General features: G+C 28.4%; 14 protein-coding genes and 1 riboswitch. Of the genes, 1 reads left to right on the top strand and 13 read right to left on the bottom strand.

The annotated features are described in order from the left end of the window. Positions 1–167: 167 nt before the first annotated feature. From LJD34_RS13365 to LJD34_RS13400, 8 genes are all read right to left on the bottom strand, one after another. Entirely contained in the window at positions 168–578 is a 411-nt protein-coding gene (locus LJD34_RS13365; protein WP_227360131.1) for a prepilin-type N-terminal cleavage/methylation domain-containing protein, read from the bottom strand. Positions 579–694: 116 nt separating this feature from the next. Continuing rightward, positions 695–781: riboswitch (cyclic di-GMP riboswitch) on the bottom strand. Between the two features lie 78 nt (positions 782–859). Then, positions 860–1,222, bottom strand: a complete 363-nt coding sequence (locus tag LJD34_RS13370; RefSeq protein ID WP_227360132.1) for an Hpt domain-containing protein — start codon at positions 1,220–1,222, stop codon at positions 860–862. An 11-nt stretch (positions 1,223–1,233) separates the two neighbouring features. Beyond that, positions 1,234–2,724 carry an HD domain-containing phosphohydrolase gene (locus LJD34_RS13375; protein ID WP_227360133.1) on the bottom strand — a complete coding sequence of 497 codons (1,491 nt, stop codon included), beginning with the start codon at positions 2,722–2,724 and terminating at the stop codon, positions 1,234–1,236. Between the two features lies 1 nt (position 2,725). Next, complete coding sequence (locus LJD34_RS13380) at positions 2,726–4,984, bottom strand: transglutaminase domain-containing protein (RefSeq protein WP_227360134.1); 2,259 nt, start codon at positions 4,982–4,984, stop codon at positions 2,726–2,728. A gap of 11 nt (positions 4,985–4,995) precedes the next feature. Further along, positions 4,996–6,168: a DUF58 domain-containing protein gene (locus tag LJD34_RS13385; protein WP_227360135.1), complete on the bottom strand. Its 1,173-nt coding sequence runs from the start codon at positions 6,166–6,168 to the stop codon at positions 4,996–4,998. Between the two features lie 3 nt (positions 6,169–6,171). Then, a complete protein-coding gene (locus LJD34_RS13390) occupies positions 6,172–7,107 on the bottom strand; it encodes an AAA family ATPase (RefSeq protein ID WP_227360136.1) in 936 nt (311 codons plus the stop codon). Next, positions 7,097–10,495, bottom strand: coding sequence for a leucine-rich repeat protein (locus LJD34_RS13395; RefSeq protein WP_227360137.1), 3,399 nt, complete (start codon positions 10,493–10,495; stop codon positions 7,097–7,099). Before LJD34_RS13395 ends, LJD34_RS13390 begins: the two co-directional genes overlap by 11 nt. Continuing rightward, positions 10,495–12,159 (bottom strand): ATP-binding protein, encoded by a 1,665-nt coding sequence (locus LJD34_RS13400; protein WP_227360138.1) that lies wholly within the window; start codon positions 12,157–12,159, stop codon positions 10,495–10,497. The genes LJD34_RS13395 and LJD34_RS13400 overlap by 1 nt, the downstream gene beginning before the upstream one ends. 126 nt (positions 12,160–12,285) lie before the next feature. Here LJD34_RS13400 and LJD34_RS13405 point away from each other — a divergent pair, with 126 nt between their 5' ends. Then, the gene (locus tag LJD34_RS13405) at positions 12,286–13,392 is read left to right on the top strand and encodes an AI-2E family transporter (RefSeq protein WP_227360139.1); all 1,107 of its coding nucleotides are present in this window, start codon (positions 12,286–12,288) and stop codon (positions 13,390–13,392) included. 143 nt (positions 13,393–13,535) lie between these two features. Here LJD34_RS13405 and LJD34_RS13410 read toward each other — a convergent pair whose 3' ends face one another. Genes LJD34_RS13410 through aroB form a run of 5 tightly spaced genes read right to left on the bottom strand, consistent with a single transcriptional unit; the run spans position 13,536 to position 18,557 of the window. Further along, positions 13,536–14,024, bottom strand: a complete 489-nt coding sequence (locus tag LJD34_RS13410; RefSeq protein WP_119362921.1) for a shikimate kinase — start codon at positions 14,022–14,024, stop codon at positions 13,536–13,538. 2 nt (positions 14,025–14,026) lie between these two features. Beyond that, positions 14,027–15,148: a prephenate dehydratase gene (gene pheA, locus LJD34_RS13415; RefSeq protein ID WP_227360140.1), complete on the bottom strand. Its 1,122-nt coding sequence runs from the start codon at positions 15,146–15,148 to the stop codon at positions 14,027–14,029. Between the two features lie 2 nt (positions 15,149–15,150). Continuing rightward, positions 15,151–16,227, bottom strand: a complete 1,077-nt coding sequence (gene aroC, locus LJD34_RS13420) for a chorismate synthase (protein ID WP_175301979.1) — start codon at positions 16,225–16,227, stop codon at positions 15,151–15,153. Then, positions 16,211–17,497 (bottom strand): 3-phosphoshikimate 1-carboxyvinyltransferase, encoded by a 1,287-nt coding sequence (aroA, locus tag LJD34_RS13425; protein ID WP_147580770.1) that lies wholly within the window; start codon positions 17,495–17,497, stop codon positions 16,211–16,213. Before aroA ends, aroC begins: the two co-directional genes overlap by 17 nt. A 1-nt stretch (position 17,498) precedes the next feature. Further along, positions 17,499–18,557, bottom strand: coding sequence for a 3-dehydroquinate synthase (gene aroB, locus LJD34_RS13430; RefSeq protein ID WP_032091674.1), 1,059 nt, complete (start codon positions 18,555–18,557; stop codon positions 17,499–17,501). Positions 18,558–18,655 lie beyond the last annotated feature (98 nt).

The raw sequence follows: 18,655 nt of genomic DNA on the forward strand, positions 1-18,655 counted from the left end.
TTATTCAAATTTAAGTACTTTTTTATTTATTGTCCTTGACATGGGGTCCACATTATTTCTACTAATGTAAATCCTTTTTTATTAAATCTTTTAATCATTTAAATCACCTCGAATACTTATGTAAAAAGCCACTACATTATATGCAGTGGTTTTTTTTAGAAGTAAAACTATTCTTGATTTTTAACTTTAACATCTTTGTTTTTAGTTAATGTAGCTTCTTTAGCTTTACCATCATCACTAGTCCATTTAATTGTATAGACATCACCTGATTTTGAAATAGATTTTACTTCTGGTAATTTAGTCATATCTTTTGCTTTTTTACAAATACCTTCAGCAGAATAATCTGCAGCTTCTCCTAATGCTTCAGCTTTTGCTTCTTCAGTTTGGATTACTACATAGATTGATCTAGCTTCTTGAATGTATCTTTCATCTTTAGCTTCGTTTACATATCCTAATACTGATGGTACAGCAATTGCAGCTAAGATAGCTAAGATTACTAATACTACGATGATTTCAACTAATGTGAAACCTTTTTTGTTAGATTTTTTTTGTAATTTTTTTAATAAATCTTTCATCATTTCTTTTTTTTTCTCCCTTGTCTTGATATTTAAAGAAATCCTAGAAAGTTAAAAACCACCTATTATCTTGGTGGTTGCTATAACTTATAGATACACGAAAATATATCTTAATAGGTTAGGGCAACCGGCGATCATAGCACTTACGTACTTTAGACCCTAGGGCTTTGCGTCACTGTTTTTCAACAGCTTTGCCTTTTTCTTTTCTTTACAAATGTAGAATAATATTTTTAAAGGGAATTTGCAACAAATTCCCCTTAAATTCGACCTTTTTTCACATATTTTTATAATTGAACAATCAATTCTATTATTTTTTGATAGTTATCTTTAACTATTTGTAGAAGTTTACCTGCTTCTTCAAGTTCTTCATCATTTAAGTTTTCTTTTTTTCTTAAACATTCTGTTAAATTACAACTTGCTTGATATAAATCATCAAATCCCAAATTAACACTTGTTCCTTTCAAGGTATGAATAAAACGGAAGGCTTCTTTATAATCAGCTTTATTAAAAGCATCAATAAGATTATCAAATGTTTCATCATCTTTAAATTTCAATACAAATTTTCTAATAAATTCTTCATTAAGTAATCTTCTTTTAACATCTTCAAAGTTCCCACCAACTTGTTTGTAAAATTCTTCTAACTCCATAAACAACTCTCCTATAATATTTCTATATCTCCTAATACCCCTAAAGCTTCTTCACCATCATAAATAACTTGTACAGTTATTTTAACATCTTTAATTGTATTATTGATTTTAAGTTTTGTATTCATCGAAAACTTATCTTTTTCTTTTTCTAAATCAATAGCTTGTTGTATGAATACATTAAAATCATTATTAATAAATAGTTTTGTAACTTTTTCATTACTTAATGGATCTATAATTTTAGGTTCTATATTTAATAATAATGCATCTTTTTTAGATAATGTAAGTAATGGTGGTACAACTGAATATTCAAATTGAATATTATTAGATAATTCACTGTAAAATTTATATTTTGATTTTTCAAAATATAAATCTTGATAAAGTAAATTAGATAAATTAAGACCTTCATCTTTTAAATGTTCTTGTGTACGTTCTTCAAAATATTCATTATCTTCATAAAATTCATTAATTTTTAAATCATTTTGAATGTATGATTCAATATCCATTAAACATTCTATAAGTAAAGGATTAAAAACACCACATTTGCCTTTTTGAATCATTTTTAAAGCTTCTTCATGACTATAAGCCTCTTTATAAACACGTTTACTTGTTAAAGCATCATATGCATCAACAATTGAAACAACTTGTGCCGCAATAGGAATTTCTTCTCCTTTTAAACCATCTGGATAACCATTTCCATCATATCTTTCATGATGCCATCGACATATTTGATAACCATATTTTACAATTGGTTCATCATTATAAAATGGTAAACTATTTAACATCTTTGCACCGATGATAACATGTGATTTCATAACTTCCATCTCTTCTTTAGTAAGGGATGATGGTTTATTTAAGATTTCTTCTGGAATAGCAATCTTTCCTATATCATGTAAAGAAGAAGCCACTTCAATTGAAATCATATCATCTAAAGTTAAGGAATATTGATTTGTTTTCTTAACTAAAATATTTAATAACAATTTTGTAAGTTTTTTAATGTGTAATACATGTAAACCACTTTCTCCATTACGTGATTCAACGATATGACTTAAGATCATAATCATCATATCGTTATTTTTATATTTTTCATAGATTTGTTTATTAATGATGGTTGTAAGTTTTTTTTGTCTTTTATAATGAGAAATAATATTATTAACTTTTTTTAAGACAACAGCAGATGAAAACGGTCTTGTAATATAACCTGATACCCCTAATTCATAGGCTTTTTCAATACTTTGATCATCTTTATCGATAGAAATAATCATCACTGCTATTTCATCAATTAAATGATTTTGATTCATATATTTTAAAACCTCAAAACCATCCATTTCAGGCATAACAAGATCTAATAAAACAAGCGCAATATTCTTATCAGCTTTCATATACTCTAATGCTTCATAGCCATTTTTTGCTTCTATAACTGTATATTGATTTAATATTTCTGATAATATTTCACGATTAAATTTTGAATCATCAACAATCAGTATTTTCCCATTTTTATCCATCCTAATCACCCTCATTACACCTTATTAATTTTAAATAAATATTTTTCCCAGATAAAATCGCATATCTTCTACTTAATTTATTATACCACTTTAATCCCTTTTGATTTTGATATAATAAACTAATAAAGTGAGTAATAATATTAAGTTCAAATTCTTCTAACTCTATTTCACCATAAAAACTCTTTTCAAATAACTCACAAACTCTTAAAAATTCTCCTTCATAAATGATTCCCATCTTTTCTAAAGTATCATCCACTTTTAAAGAATCTAAACCTAAACGATAATCAATTCCATAAGATTTTAAATACATCTCCATCAATCCATATAAATACTTCACTTTTCGAGTAACCGAAGCTCGTTGATAAGCATGTTTAATTCCAATATTTAAGAATAATCTTCTAATTTCTAAGTAGATCCAAACAATAAATAAAACAACACATCCAATTGTAAAAACACCCATTACAAGTGATTCCATACTTTCAATACCACTAACAATGTTATAAATCATCCCACCATTTTGACCATCATTAACACCTTGAGAATCCTTATGTCCCTTTTCAATATTTACTTGACTATTATCTCCTTGTGGAGTAGCAACCATATTCATTAGTGTATAAACATCATAATAATATCCCGGTGTTACATCAATAGGCAACCATCCCATACCATCAAAATAAACTTCTACCCAAGCATGACCATCTTTTGATGTAAGAGTAGCATTCCCTTCTTCATCAATAGCGTCACTTTTTAATAAATATCCTTCAACATATCTTGCTGGAATATTATAATGGCGAAAAGCTTCTACTGCTGCTGAAGCAAATAAAACATCATTTCCTGAAATCTTTTGATTTAAAAAATCTTCAAGAACATTTTCACTTTGAGTATTTGTTTTTTCATCATATTTCATATATTTAGTAAGTGTATCTCTAATATGTTGTGAAATTGAATAAATACCTGTATTTTCAAATTCATCTTGATCAAATAAATGAGCAATCGTTTTTTCTAATCCCTGATCAACTGTCTGATAATTTTCATAAACAAATTGTCGATAAACAGCTTCTGTATCTAAATATTTCTTTTGAGATTTATTTGGTTGGTTAAGCCAGTCACTTCCTGTCATCAATTCACTTGGTGAGACAGAAGATGTTTCTGTATAACTATAATTCTTTGTTCCAAAGAGAGCATTTGACTTTAAATTAAGATCTTTTTGAATCAATGATGATGAAACATCTTTTTTAGAAACAGAATAAGGTGTATAGAGATATTTTTTATTAGCTCCTGTATTATTAATTTCTACTTTTTGAGATGTATCATCTAATTGAGATAATTTTTCATAAAGACTATATTGATAAGATGAAGAAAAATTCTTGTTTTCTAACCATTTCAACATTCCTTCATGTTTTCCATTATAACTTGCTCTTTTTAAATCTTGCCATTGATTATTTTGTAAAGTACTCCCTACAAACCCCTTTAAATACAAATTCTTTCTTTGTGAAACAGCTAATTGTAGACGTTCTTCTTCATTTTCATGAATTATAGATGCTTGCTTTAAATTACCTTGTGGAAGATTATCTTTACCATAACGAAGATCTTCTACTTGTTGTAAGACTTCTTTTTTTATTTGTTGTAAAGATAAATTATCTTGATAAACAGGTAACGCTACAGCCACAAAAATAATTGAAATAATCACAAGCCATTGAACTGTTTTTGAATTGATCACTTTATTTTGGTAATACATACAAATCATCAAAAGAGTGATTATACAAAGTGATCCCCCAATAAAAGAAAAACGATCAATCCATAAAGTAAAGGCAAAAACAATGGAAAAGATAAGAATAATACCCATCATTTTTTCTTTTTTTATCGAACGATAAATAAAATAAGTAATAAATAGAATAACAACCAAACTAAAAGCTTGTATATGACTTGTTGTAATAGCTTTAGTCATCATCAGATTTCTAGCATCATCAAATTGAACATTATACCATTGAATACAATAATTTATAATTCCCAAAAAGCCATAATAAAAACTTTGAAATGAATAAATAATCCCAATAATAAAAGTCATCACTATAGGAAAAATAATCTCTTTTGTTTTATAAGATAAAAGATTTACTCCTATTAAAACAAATAAACTGACAATAATTTCTAACAACCATGAACTTTCTACGATACTATGATAAAAGCACAAAAAACTAATCACTAATACAAATGAATAAAGGAGGGTCGTACTTAAAGAAATAATTTTATTTTTTTCCATTTTTGACCTCCTTATATTTCAAAACGATATGTATTTTCATCAATTAAGTCAACAGGTAATTCATATAATTGATTTTGATGATGTTTTGTTGTTTGTACTTTTTCAAGATGATCTTTTACAGTGATTGCACTAACACTTAAAAAATCATTTAATTTTGAAATTTCTTCATTGAAATTTCCTGCTGTAACATAAATCATTTTTGTAAAAATCAAATCTAACTGTTCACTCATAAAAAGATGTAATGCATCTCCGTTTTGTAAAGAAACACCTTTATAAAACCATTGTTCTAATGTCGTATAGTAATCTTGAACATTATTCATTTCTAACCAATAAAAACTTCCATGATCATAAAGTGCTACATAATGACCTATATTTTTAAGTAATAATTCTTCTGACATACTCATTGCAAAAGATAATGCTTTTGATAAAACCTTTTTATCAACTTCTTCATTTTGATCATTTAAACCAATATCAACTAATAAAACTGTTTCAAAACTACTATTGTGTGTCCCTTCTTTAAGAAGCATCTGTCTAGTTTTAGCTGTTAATTTCCAATGAACATGACGAATATCATCTCCTTGATAATATTGTTTTAAATCAAAGATTTCAGACATATCAGGACCTTTTTTATATTGATATTGTAAAAGACCATTTTCATAAGGTTTTGAAAGTTCATTATAAAGCAGTTCCATAGAAATCTTATGAGGATAAATCACAACATGATGTTTTTTATCTTGTGGAAAAGAGACACGACAAAAACCAAATACATCATATAAATAAATATTTTCATAAGAAAATGTTACTTCTCCACAATATGTTGCTGTATATTGATGTTCTTTCTTCGAATATTTCATTCCTAAAGGAATAAATATTCTTTTTCTAATTTGACTTTGTAACGTATTGTTTTCATAAACAAAATCATACTCTATTCTTCCAGAAACAAGTAATCTATATTGACTTGTTATTTCAGATACAAAAGATAAACGTTTTCCTACTTCTCCTTGTTTTTGTCCATGAAGATCAAGTTGAATATAACGTGCTTCTAATTTCAACAAAATGAAAAGCATAAGAGGAAATAAAATACTTATTGCCCAAATAACTAAAAAGTAGAAATAAGTCGAATAAATATATGCAATAAAAATGAGAATATTGATAACTGCATAAACAAAATATTTATTTTTCATAATCTAATCAGCCAATGGTGGTTTCACTTCCACTAAAATTTCTTTTAAAATATCTCTGGCATCTAATCCTTCTACCCTTGCTTGTGGACGTAAAATCAAACGATGTGCACAAACATCTAAAAAAACATCTTGTACATCTTCTGGAATAACATAGATACGATCTTCTAATACGGCATGTGCTTTAGCCATTTGTACAAGTGCTAAAACCCCACGAGGAGAAACACCTAATTCAACAAGGGGCATTTCTCTTGTTTTTTCACATAATAAGACAATATATTTTAAAACATCATCACTGATACGTACAGATGATAAATAGTTTTGTACTTCTATAACATTTTCTTTTGAAGCAACTACTTTAATTTTATCAATTGGATTATCATATCGACGCGATTTAATAATCTCAATTTGTTTATCTAAATCAGGATATCCAATCGATAAACATACCATAAAACGGTCTAATTGAGATTCTGGTAAAGGTTGTGTCCCTGCTGAACCAATTGGGTTTTGTGTCGCTATTGAAATAAATGGATGAGGTAAATCATAAGTAACACCATCAACTGTCACATTATGTTCTTCCATAGCTTCTAATAAAGCAGCTTGTGTTTTTGGTGATGTACGGTTAATTTCATCTGCTAAAAGTAAATTACTAAAAACAGCCCCTGGTCTAAATTCAAATTTTTGAGTTTCATTATTTAACATTGTAAAACCAACAATATCAGAAGGTAAGGTATCTGTTGTAAACTGAATTCTTTTATAATCCAAACCTAAAGCTTTAGAAAAAGCTAACGCCAATGTTGTTTTCCCCGTACCAGGAGTATCATTTAATAAAATATGTCCTCCAGCATAAATTGTCATTAATACTTTTTTAATGATTTCATCCTTACCAATGAATACTTTTGATATTTCATCAATAATATGTTGTGATTGCTCAATTATCATTTTCTTCTCCCTCGTTTTCTAAAGCTTCTTGTTGATTGTTATTTGAATCATCTTGTTCCTGATTATTCTCTGTCTGTATTTCTTGTTGATCATCTCTTGTTTGAGTATTAGGCTCTTCTATTTGATTATCTAAATTTTGATTTTCGTTTATTTCAGGTACCACATAATTTAATAATGCTGCAACCTTCTTTTCTGCTTCTTTAATTTCATTTTCATGAATTTGAGCATCTGATATTTCATATCCTGCAAAACTATATTTCCAATTATCTATGTATGTTTGTTCTAAACCTGTCGCATCACCTGAAAGTGTAACATGAAAATCATCTGCTAAATCTTGACCAAATTCAAAACCATTTCCATCACCATAATAATAAAGTAAGATAGGTGTAGCATTTTGGAAAACAATTTCCTTTAGAGTACTTCCAAAATTATTTGTCCAAAGCCGTGCTGGATACTCTGCATTATTCCCATAAACTTTTGGAAATGTCACTTTTGTAAGACTCGTACCACTAAATGCAGCCATTCCTATTGGACCTAAGCCATCTGGCAAAGTAAGTTCACCTTCTAATTTTGTTTCATAAAAAGCATAATCATCAATCCAATACATATCATCTGTCATATTTAATTGAATCGATGTAATAGGAACGCTCTCGAAAGCATTCATACAAATCTCAAAGGTACCTTCTTTCGTAGCAACAGCTCCACTAATATCTGTTGTTGCACTAATTAAATAAAATTCATTATCCACTGTAATTGTATTTCCATCTTGATCTGATCCTCTAGCATAACCATATAAGATAGCTCCACCATAAGATTCATCTAAAAAATAACTACTACTATATGTATTACCACCATAATATCCATCGCCATCATAAGGAACAAACATTTTTTGATTCGTTGATGGTAAATAATAATTTTCAAAATTTGCATTTTTAGCATTTAAGGCAATATAACGAAGATTAGGAAAGGATCCATCCGTTATTTCCAAAGCATTTTCTTGAATTGTAATCGTATCTGTATTAGCTGAGAAAATGCCTTCTAAGTCATCACAACCATAAAAAGCATAGCTATCAATTTGTACCACTTGTTTAGATAATTTTACAGATTTCAATTGTTTACAATTTGAAAAAGCATTTTTACCAATTTCAGTAATTATTACTCCTGGAATACTATCTTCATCAAAATAAACCAAATCACTTGGCGCATTTAATAAAATGGTTGCATGTGCACGATCTCGATAATACATTTCTAAATATTCAAAACCATCTTTTACATTTAATGATGAATCGGTTTCATTCAATAAAGCAAACTCTGTTGGTTCTAATAAATCACTCCATTTAGATTCATACAAATGATAATAATTTCTAGCAATACTAATTCCTTTAAGATTATCACTATCACTAAAAGTATCTTTATAAACACTTGGCATATTTTGAGTTAAAATCATCACATCTTCAACACCACTGTCTTTAAAAATTTGATGACCTAATTCAATATTTCCTCCTGTTAAAATAATCTGTGTAATATCACTATTTCCACTAAAAGCTTGATCAGCTATTTTTTCTACTGTTTCAGGAATAACAATTGTCCCACTTGCACTATCTAAAGTACTTACTAGTATCTTTTCATCATCACTAAAAACCAAATTATTACTTACTGTATAATCATAAGATTCATTATTTTCATTAACTATACTTGTTACAAAACTTCCATAACTCTTTTTAAAATAGTCTAAATAATATTGATCAGGTACGTGAACTGTTGAATCTGTAGGAATATTAGAAAAAGAATGGCTATCTATCAAACACTTACCTTCAAAATAAATATCATGAACATACCACGAAATAGAACTACTAATTGATGTAACTCCTTCAGGAATATAAATAGCATCAGCTATTGGTGTTTGAAGAATCACTGTTTGAGATTTATCCATTAATAATCCATCTTCATTTGAACTAAAATTAGGATTATTTTCATCAACGACATACTTTCCATATAAATCAGGTCCTGTCCAGCCATAACCAAAAGAAATATCATCAACGATCTCTGAAATATAAAAATCACCATTAAATTCTTTTCCAAAAATATCATTTAATTCTACTTTTTTTATACCATCTGGTACATGAATATCAGCATTTAAATCTCCAACATAATTGGTAAAAGCATATTCATAAATTGTCGCAAATATTGGTGAAAAAATCGTTTTATCTTGTAATTGAACAATATATTCCTCTGGTAAATCTACCATTTCTTGAGGAACAAGTGTAATTCTTCCTTTTTGAGTGATTGTGTAGTAAGATTGATCTTCAATAACACTACCATCTTCCTCTTTCCAGCCAATAAACATTTGTGTAGAATCTTGATATGTTGGAATTATTAAATTGTAATATTTTCGTAAATCTTCTGTTTCATCTTTCTTTAAATAAAAATATTTTATTTCTTGTTGATTATAGTCTTGTAAGGAAATACGTGCCTGATAATCAACTTTAAATTCATAAATATATTCTTGCCATGGACTTGATCCATTTAGTCTAAAATAAAATGATACTTTAAAGTTTTCTGTTGCATATTGAGGATAAGAACCTATTTTAAAATTATCATTATAATTTTCTATTCTATAAAGTGTTGGATAGCTATCCCCCTCTTTCCTTTCTGAAACCATCACAACCATATTACAAAGTAATTTCCATGGAGTGATCACACAACCATCATAGAGCATTGTAAGATTGTCAAGATATAAATCTTCTGCAGCCATAAAATGAATATTGTATTTTGCATTTTCTTTTTGTTCAATTCCTGTATTTGGCAAAGAAATGGCATCTTTATAAATCTCATTATTCGATAAATCTGGTAGCGTTGGTTCTGGATTTGGATCAACAATCGGTGTTGTTTCATGATTTGTGTTTTTATTTACTTCATCATTAGCGATGCCTGAACTTGCATCTCCTGTAGCAATAGGCATTCCTGTTCCGGGAATGACAACAGTTACATTTCCATTATTTGTTGTTCCATTTGGATTAACACCTATCGTATTGCCACCATTTGTCCCCATACCTGTTTGTCCATAAATTTTTGTTGGATCCACTCTTCCTTGATTTTTAAATAAATAAGGAGAATTATTAAAATTTGTTTGTGAAATTTTATCTAATGCTTGTTGATTTTCATTAAGATATTGACTTTCATCTTGATTTTGATTTGTGTTTGTTTGTTGATTTTGATTTGAAAAAACAACTTGATTATTTTTCAAATCTAAAGCTTGTGATTGTGGTGAGAAGATTGAACTGTTTTGGTAAAGTTGATAAGCAGAAATCGCACATGAAAAAGAAACAACCGTCACAACCACAGCTTTTCCTAAATACGGTACTGATAATTTAAATGTCTTTTTCATTATGCATCTCTCCTTGAAAAATATTCACTTAATTCTTTTTCCATTACATCAAAATCAATAGGCTTTGAAAAATGTCCATCCATTCCCATCTCTTTAGAATAGCGTTTATTTTCTACATATGCATCAGCAGATAAAGCAAAGATAGGAATTGCTTTACCCGATTCCATCGTTCTTATAATTTGCGTTGCTTCATAGCCATCCATTTGCGGCATTTGTATATCCATTAAAATCAAATCATAATAATTTTTAGCATGCTTCTTAAATGTATCAACTGCTTCTTGTCCATTTTCTACACGATCGATAAACGCTCCTTTAGAATTTAATACACTCATACAAATCTCTGCATTAATTTCATTATCTTCAGCAAGCAATATACGCTTTTTCTCAAAACTAAATTGTTCAACAACAACTTCTTTTTCATCTTCATATTCTTGACTTGGAGCAACTGGTAAATTTAAAAAGACTGTAAAATCGGTTCCTTTACCCTCAAGACTATCAACAACTATTTCTCCACCCATCAATTTAACAAGCTGATCTGTAATAGCCATTCCAAGTCCACTACCACCATACTTTTTAGAAATTTCAACTCCTTCTTGTTCAAACGGTCTGAATATATGACTTAAAAACTCTCTTGACATTCCTTTACCTGTATCATGAACACGCATCATAATATTTGCAACCTTATCTTCTTTATACATTTGTCTAAATGTTACTGTAATTTCACCATTATCAGTAAACTTACTAGCATTGGATAATAGATTAACAAGTATTTGCATAATACGTAATTCATCCCCCATAAAATATTTTACATCAAAATCAAAATAATCGATTTTAAATAAAACATTTTTCTTTTCAATTGTTTCTTTAAAAATATTATTTAATTGTACTTTTAAATGATAAATATTAAATGGTTTACTCTCTAATTCTAATTTTCCTGCTTCCATTCTTGACATATCCAAGACTTCATTGATGAGTGAAAGTAAATACTTAGAAATATCTTCTGCTTGTTGTAAATAGTAGCTTCCTTGTTTAGCATCTTGTTTTGATTGTCTGGCTAATGTCAGCATCCCAATAATTCCATTCATAGGCGTTCTAATTTCATGTGACATTCTTGATAAAAATGAAGCTTTATATTCACTTTCATTTTTAGTTGTTTCTATTTGTTGTAAATAATCTAATTCTTTTAAAACATCTTCACTATGGTCATAAAAAGCAAATAGATGATATTTTCCATGTTCTATTGCAGTAATTGTTAAAATAAACCATTTATTTTCATCTTTCATTTTAAAAGAATATTTAAAAGGTTCTTGTTGATTCCATTGCTTATATTCTTTTAAAAATTGTCGGTAAGTAGCATCTTCTACAATTTCTTTTAAAACTTCTATATCAACTTGTATACGTTTTGGTAAAATATGAAATACTTCTTCAAAGTGAGAAGAAAAAAATAATACTTTGTAATCTTTCTTTCTAACTAAGACATATACTTGACTTTGATCTTTATAAAAAATATTATTTAAAAATTCTTTTTGAGAAAAGCGAGGATTTTTATGTTTTTTATAAAAAAAAGCAATCGTATTTAATAAAATCACAAGACCAATTACTAAAACAATCAATAAAAAAATTGTCTGACTATTCTTTCCTATTGTTATAATGATTTTTTTCATACAAAAAATCCTCCCTTTTAAATTTATATAGTCACCCACTTTTTTATTATAAAGACAATCTCAAACTTATGCAAATTTTCATTTTCTGTTCATATAAAAAATATATACTTTTTAAGAGGTGATTTTATGTTTTCAAATGACAATGAATTAAAAAAATACTTTTATTTAATAAGTTATGCAGGTATTATCTTAGCTATTATTTTAAATTTATCGTCTGTTTTTAGTTTTATTCAATATCTTTGGCAATTAATTATTCCTTTTATAGTTGGTTTTTGTATTGCTTTTATTTTAAACATTATTACAAATCAATTAGAAAAAAGTTTATTAAAAAATGTAAGAAATAAAAGAATGATTTCATTTATTTTAACTCTTATTTTATTTGTTAGTTTTTTATTACTTATTTGTTTTATCATTGGACCCGAACTAATCCATTCTCTTAAAGAAATTGTTAAATTGGCACCTAATGCTTATGATCAACTACTTATTTTCTTAAAAGAAAATAGAAATATAATGAATGGAAGTTTTAAAAATATCATCGATTCTATTATTTCTTTAGATCTTGACTTATCTGCTTTATATAAAACAATTATAAATAATTGGCAAAGTTTATTTCATTCTGGATTTTCTATTTTATCAAATACACTAAGTAGTTTATATACTTTCTTTATTGGTCTTGTCTTTTCAATTTATCTTCTTTTTTCTAAAGAAACATTATCTAAACAACTTAAAAAGACAACAATTGCTTTTATTGGAAAAAATAAAACCGATAAGATTTGTAAGATTATTCAGTTATCAAGTGATACTTTTTCAAGTTTTATTACATGTCAATGCTTAGAAGCTTGTATTCTTGGAAGTATGTTTATTGTTACAATGGGTATTTTAAAAATGCCTTACGCTATGTTGATGGGAGTAGTTATTGCGATAACTGCATTGATTCCTGTTTTTGGAGCATTTATTGGATGTTTTATAGGAATTATTATGATTGGTATTGTAAATCCAATCCAAGCTATTGAATTTATTGTTTTATTTTTAGTTCTACAACAAATTGAAGGTAACTTTATTTATCCTCATGTTGTAGGAAATTCTGTAGGTCTTCCTTCTATTTGGGTCTTTGTAGCTGTAATCATAGGTGGAAATTTAATGGGTATCATGGGAATGTTTTTATTTATTCCTTTAACATCTATTTTCTATACTTTATTTAAAACTTATGTTAAAGATCAATTAAAAAAATAAACATCTTAATACAAAAAGCCAAGACTCTCATCGTCTTGGCTAATGGATGTAATATCTCGATATCTTTTGATATTTTTAAAATATTTAAAACCTTTTTAAGCTACATTATTTTAAATAAAAAAAGAAAAACTAAACCTTACGATTTAGTCTATATCTTCTACTATTTTATTAACGATATCCGTTAGTGTTCCATCATTTTTTACATGATAGTGGCAACTATCTAAATAAAGTTGATGTCTTTCATCAAATAATTGATAAAGTTTTTCTGGTCCATCTTTTAATAATGGTCGATGAGCTGTTTCTACATCTGTTACAATATTATCTACCGGTCGATCAATATAGAAAACAGTACCCGCTTGTTTTAAAACGTCTCTATTTTCTTTTCTTTTGATGACTCCCCCACCTGTAGAAATAATATAGCCGTCAAGCTTTGCCATATCTAAACATGCTTCACTTTCTCTGTCCCTAAAATATTCCTCAGAGATGGCAAACATATCAGGTATTGTACATTGATATTTTTTTTCAATATATTTATCCATATCAATAACTGGCATCTTTAATTTTTCTGATAATAATTTGGAGATGGTTGTTTTACCACACCCCATGATTCCCACTAATATAATATTTTTCATTCTTACGCCCTTTTATAATTTCCCAATACTTTTAACGTTGTACTATTTGCTTTCATTTTATTAATAGCACGTTGAATTCTTTCTTCATGCATATTTCCTTCAAAATCAATATAGAAATAATATTGCCAATATTGTGTTTCAATTGGTCTTGATTCAATACGATCCATATTAATTTGACTTTGTTTAATTGTTTGTAACATGTTATCTAAAGCTCCAACTTGATGAGGTAATGTAAAGATAATAGAAACTTTATCACTTTCTTTTGGACAAATAAGTTCTTTAGAAATCACCATAAAACGTGTTCTATTGTTTTTCTTATTTTGTACATTTTCTTTTAACATTTCTAAACCATAAAGTTTACATGCAAGTGGTGATGCAATGGCTGCTTTAGTTGGATCTTTTGAATCCATTACATATTTAGCAGCCATGGCTGTATCTTGAAATGGTCTTTGTTCAATATAACGATGTTGATATAAAAATTCACTTGATTGTGCTAATCCTTGTGGATGTGAGTAAACTTGTCTGATATCCTCAATCTTTGTCCCTGGAAGTGCCATTAAACATTGACTGACATTAACTGCAGTTTCTCCTACAATATAGAAACCATATTTTCTAATTAAATCATAGTTATCATTAATTGAACCTGTTAAACTATTTTCAATTGGTAAAACACCATAATCAATTTCACCATTTTCTAAAGCCACATAAACATCTTCGAAGTCTCTATAACCAATATTCTTTGTTCCTTCACCAAAGAAATTTTCAACAGCACTTTGTGAAAAAGCACCTGCAATTCCTTGATAACCTACAACAGGATCTTTTTTAAAGTCTGTTTTAATATTTTTATCTAATTCAAGTGGTAATAAATCTGATTGATAAGATTTAGAAACTGTCATCATTTCTTGAATAAAACATCTTGCATATTCTTTTAATTGATCATTATTTAAACGATTTAAGTTCTTTTCAATAACTTCTCTTTCTCTTTCAGGTTGGAAAATTTCTAAATGATTTTCAATTTTATATTCAACGACACTTTTTGAAAGAGCCATACGTTTTTCAAAAAGTTCCATTAATTGTTGATCAATTGCATCTATTTCAATTCGGCATTGTTTTAAATCTTTCATACTTATTCCCTCATCATATCAAGTATTCCTAAAGCCATCATTGCTTCTACAACAACAACTGCTCTTTGTACAATACAAGGATCATGTCTTCCTTTTATTTCTAATTCTACATTTTCTTTTGTTTCAATATTAATCGTCTTTTGTTTTTTAGCAATCGAAGGTGTAGGTTTAAAAGTAACCGTACAACTTACAGGCATACCATTTGTAATACCACCAGTAATGCCACCATTATGATTTGTAGAAGTTCTTACATTTCCTTCTTCATCATAATAATAACAATCATTGGCTTCACTCCCTAACATTTCATCAATACTTTCTCCATCGCCAAAAGAAACACTTTTAACGGCTGGAATTGAAAACATCAATGAAGATAAATGACTTTCTAAAGAATCAAAGAAAGGTTCACCTACTCCAGCAGGAACATGTAAAGCAACACATTCAATTTTTCCACCAACACTATCTAAATTTTCTTTTGCTTTTAAAATCGTTTCTTCCATTTTTTCAAAAACATCCTCTTTAATTGTTGGATATTGTTTTTCACTTAATTTTAAAAGCATTTCATCATCTACATTTACAGGGAACTTTTCATCTTTGATTTTTCCAATTGATAAAATATGTGCTCCTACAATAATTCCTTTTTGTTTTAAAATCTGTTTAGCAATATTTCCCGCAAAAACGATTGGGGCTGTAATTCTTCCAGAAAAATGACCACCCCCACGGACATCATTAAATCCTTTATATTTAATATAAGCTGGATAATCACTATGTCCTGGTCGCATATTTGTTTTAAGTAAAGAATAATCTTTAGAATGTTGATCACTATTATAGATGACTCCTGTAAGAGGTGCTCCTGTGGTAATGCCATCTTGTAACCCTGATAAAATTTCTACTTGATCTGCTTCTTTTCTAGCTGTCGACATTTTATTTTGTCCTGGTGCTCTTCTTTTCATATCACGCGAAACTTCATCTAAATCAATTTGAATACCGCTAGGAAGATTGCCAATGGTAATACCAATAGCTTTTCCATGGGATTCACCAAAAATTGTAAGTTCTATATTATTTTTATAAGTTGCCCCCATCGATTTTTCCTCCTAACATCTCGAAATCTTCCCAAAAACTTGGATAAGATTTTTTAACACATTCTTTATTATCAATAATGACTGGTTCCTTACACACTGTTGAAGCAATCGCTAGCATCATCGCCATACGATGATCATCATGACTTGATACATTTCCACCAGTTAAAGTTTCTACACCATCTAATTCCATAGAAGATTCATGTTCAACTGCATGTGCTTTTAGTTTATTCAATTCTTCAACTGTTGCTTGAAGACGATCACATTCTTTAATACGTAAACGTCCGGCATTGATGACTTCACTATGTCCACTTGCAAGTGCTAATGCAAGAGAAACAACTGGAATAACATCAGGGCATTGACTCGCATCCACAGTTGTTGCTTTTAAACCATGACTCACCACTTTAATTCCTTCATCATTTTCCACGATTTCACAATTCATTTGTTTTAAAAAATCAATTGTTGCTTTATCACCTTGTAAAGAATCTAAGTTTAAATCTAATAATGTAACATCATTTCCTAAAGCACCCGCTACTAAATAGAAAGCAGCTTGAGAAAAATCAGATTCCACACGATAATCTCTTGCCTTATATTCTTGTCTACCTCTTACAATAAATTGTTTATATTCATGATTCACAATTTCAATACCATAAAGTTTTAATACTTGTAATGTTAAATCAATATATCCTTTACTTTCAAGTGGTGTTGTAATTTCAATGATTGAATCAAATGATAATAAAGGTAAAGCAAATAATAAACCGGTAATAAATTGTGATGAAATATTACCTGGAATACGATATAAATCAGGTTTTAATTCACCCACAACATTTAAATCTAAAACATTTTCACGATATAAATAACCAATATTTTGTCTTTCAAAGATTTCATAATAGGTATCTAATGGTCTTTTCCCTAATTGTCCTCTTCCTATAAAACGTACTTTATTTTCTTTAGCAAGAGAAATAGGAACCATGAAGCGAAGCGTTGATCCTGATTCTTCACAATCAATTTGGACTCCTGGCATCGTATTATTTTTAGTAAATGTGTAATTACCATTAATAATAAGATAATCTTCATGTTGTTCAATAATTGTTCCAAGTGCTTCCATCGCACCAATTGTTGCTTTGATATCTTGAGAATATTCAATATGATCAATTCTTGAAATACCTTTAGCAAGACTGGCTGCAATAATCGCACGATGTGCTAATGATTTTGAAGGTGGAACAGATACTTTTCCTTTTAGTTTTGTAGGAATTAACTTAATTTGACTCATTTTATACCCTTTCTTTTTTTAATAAAAATTCTTGATTTGTTTGATAAACATAACTATCTCCTATTTCTTTTAATAAAACAACAGATAATGAATTATTAATATTCTTTTTATCTAAAGAAATAGCTTGAATAAGATTTTTTGTTTCAACTTGACATTCATATGGTAGATTGTATTTTTGTAAGATTTCTTTAATTTGCATGGAAGATCCTGTTTTTGTCAAATCTAGACTTTCAGCAAGTTTTGTAATTTGATACATTCCAATACCTACGGCTTCCCCATGAGAATATTTTTCATAGTGATAATATTGTTCTATGGCATGCGCATAGGTATGACCAAAGTTAAGTAATAAACGATCACCAAAATCAAATTGATCTTTTTCAACAACTTCTCTTTTGATGTTGACACAATTATATATGATTTCATCAATAAATTCATAGAGTTCTTCAAAATTTTGATAAGAATTTAATTGATCAAATAATTTTTTATCTTTAATACATCCATATTTAATGACTTCTCCCATGCCATCACTGATAAAATGTGGATCTAATGTCTTTAATGTACATGGATCAATCAAAACCATGGATGGATGATAGAAAGCTCCTACCAGGTTTTTCCCTTCAGGTAAATCAACCGCTACCTTTCCACCAACAGAACTATCCACTTGTGCAAGTAAAGAAGTAGGAATTTGGACAAGTTTTACCCCTCTCAAATAACTACTTGCGACAAATCCTGCCATATCACCAATCACACCACCACCTAAAGCAATGATTAAATCCGTTCTTGTAAGTTTAAAATCTAAACATGCTTTATAAAGTGTTGGTAACATATCAAAACGTTTTGATTTTTCTCCATGAGGAACAACGACATGATTGACTTTAAAATCTTTTTCAAGATTTAAAGTCAAATCATCGCCATATAAAGGATAAACTTGATCATCGGAAATGATCATAATTTTCTTTCCTTTAAAGACTTCTTTTATTTTTTCATTTGCATGTTTTAAAATATTTTTTTCTATATAAATAGGATAACTATGTTCCTTTAAATTAACGATCATTTCCATCTCAGTCACCTTAAATTTCTTTACCAACAGCATCAGCAATTGGTTTTAATTCTTTCATCAATTGTTCAAATTTGGCTGGTTTTAATGATTGTGGTCCA

The sequence above is a fragment of the Faecalibacillus sp. MSK20_93 genome, from assembly GCF_020589945.1.
GTDB classification, from domain to species: Bacteria; Bacillota_I; Bacilli_A; order Erysipelotrichales; family Coprobacillaceae; genus Faecalibacillus; species Faecalibacillus intestinalis.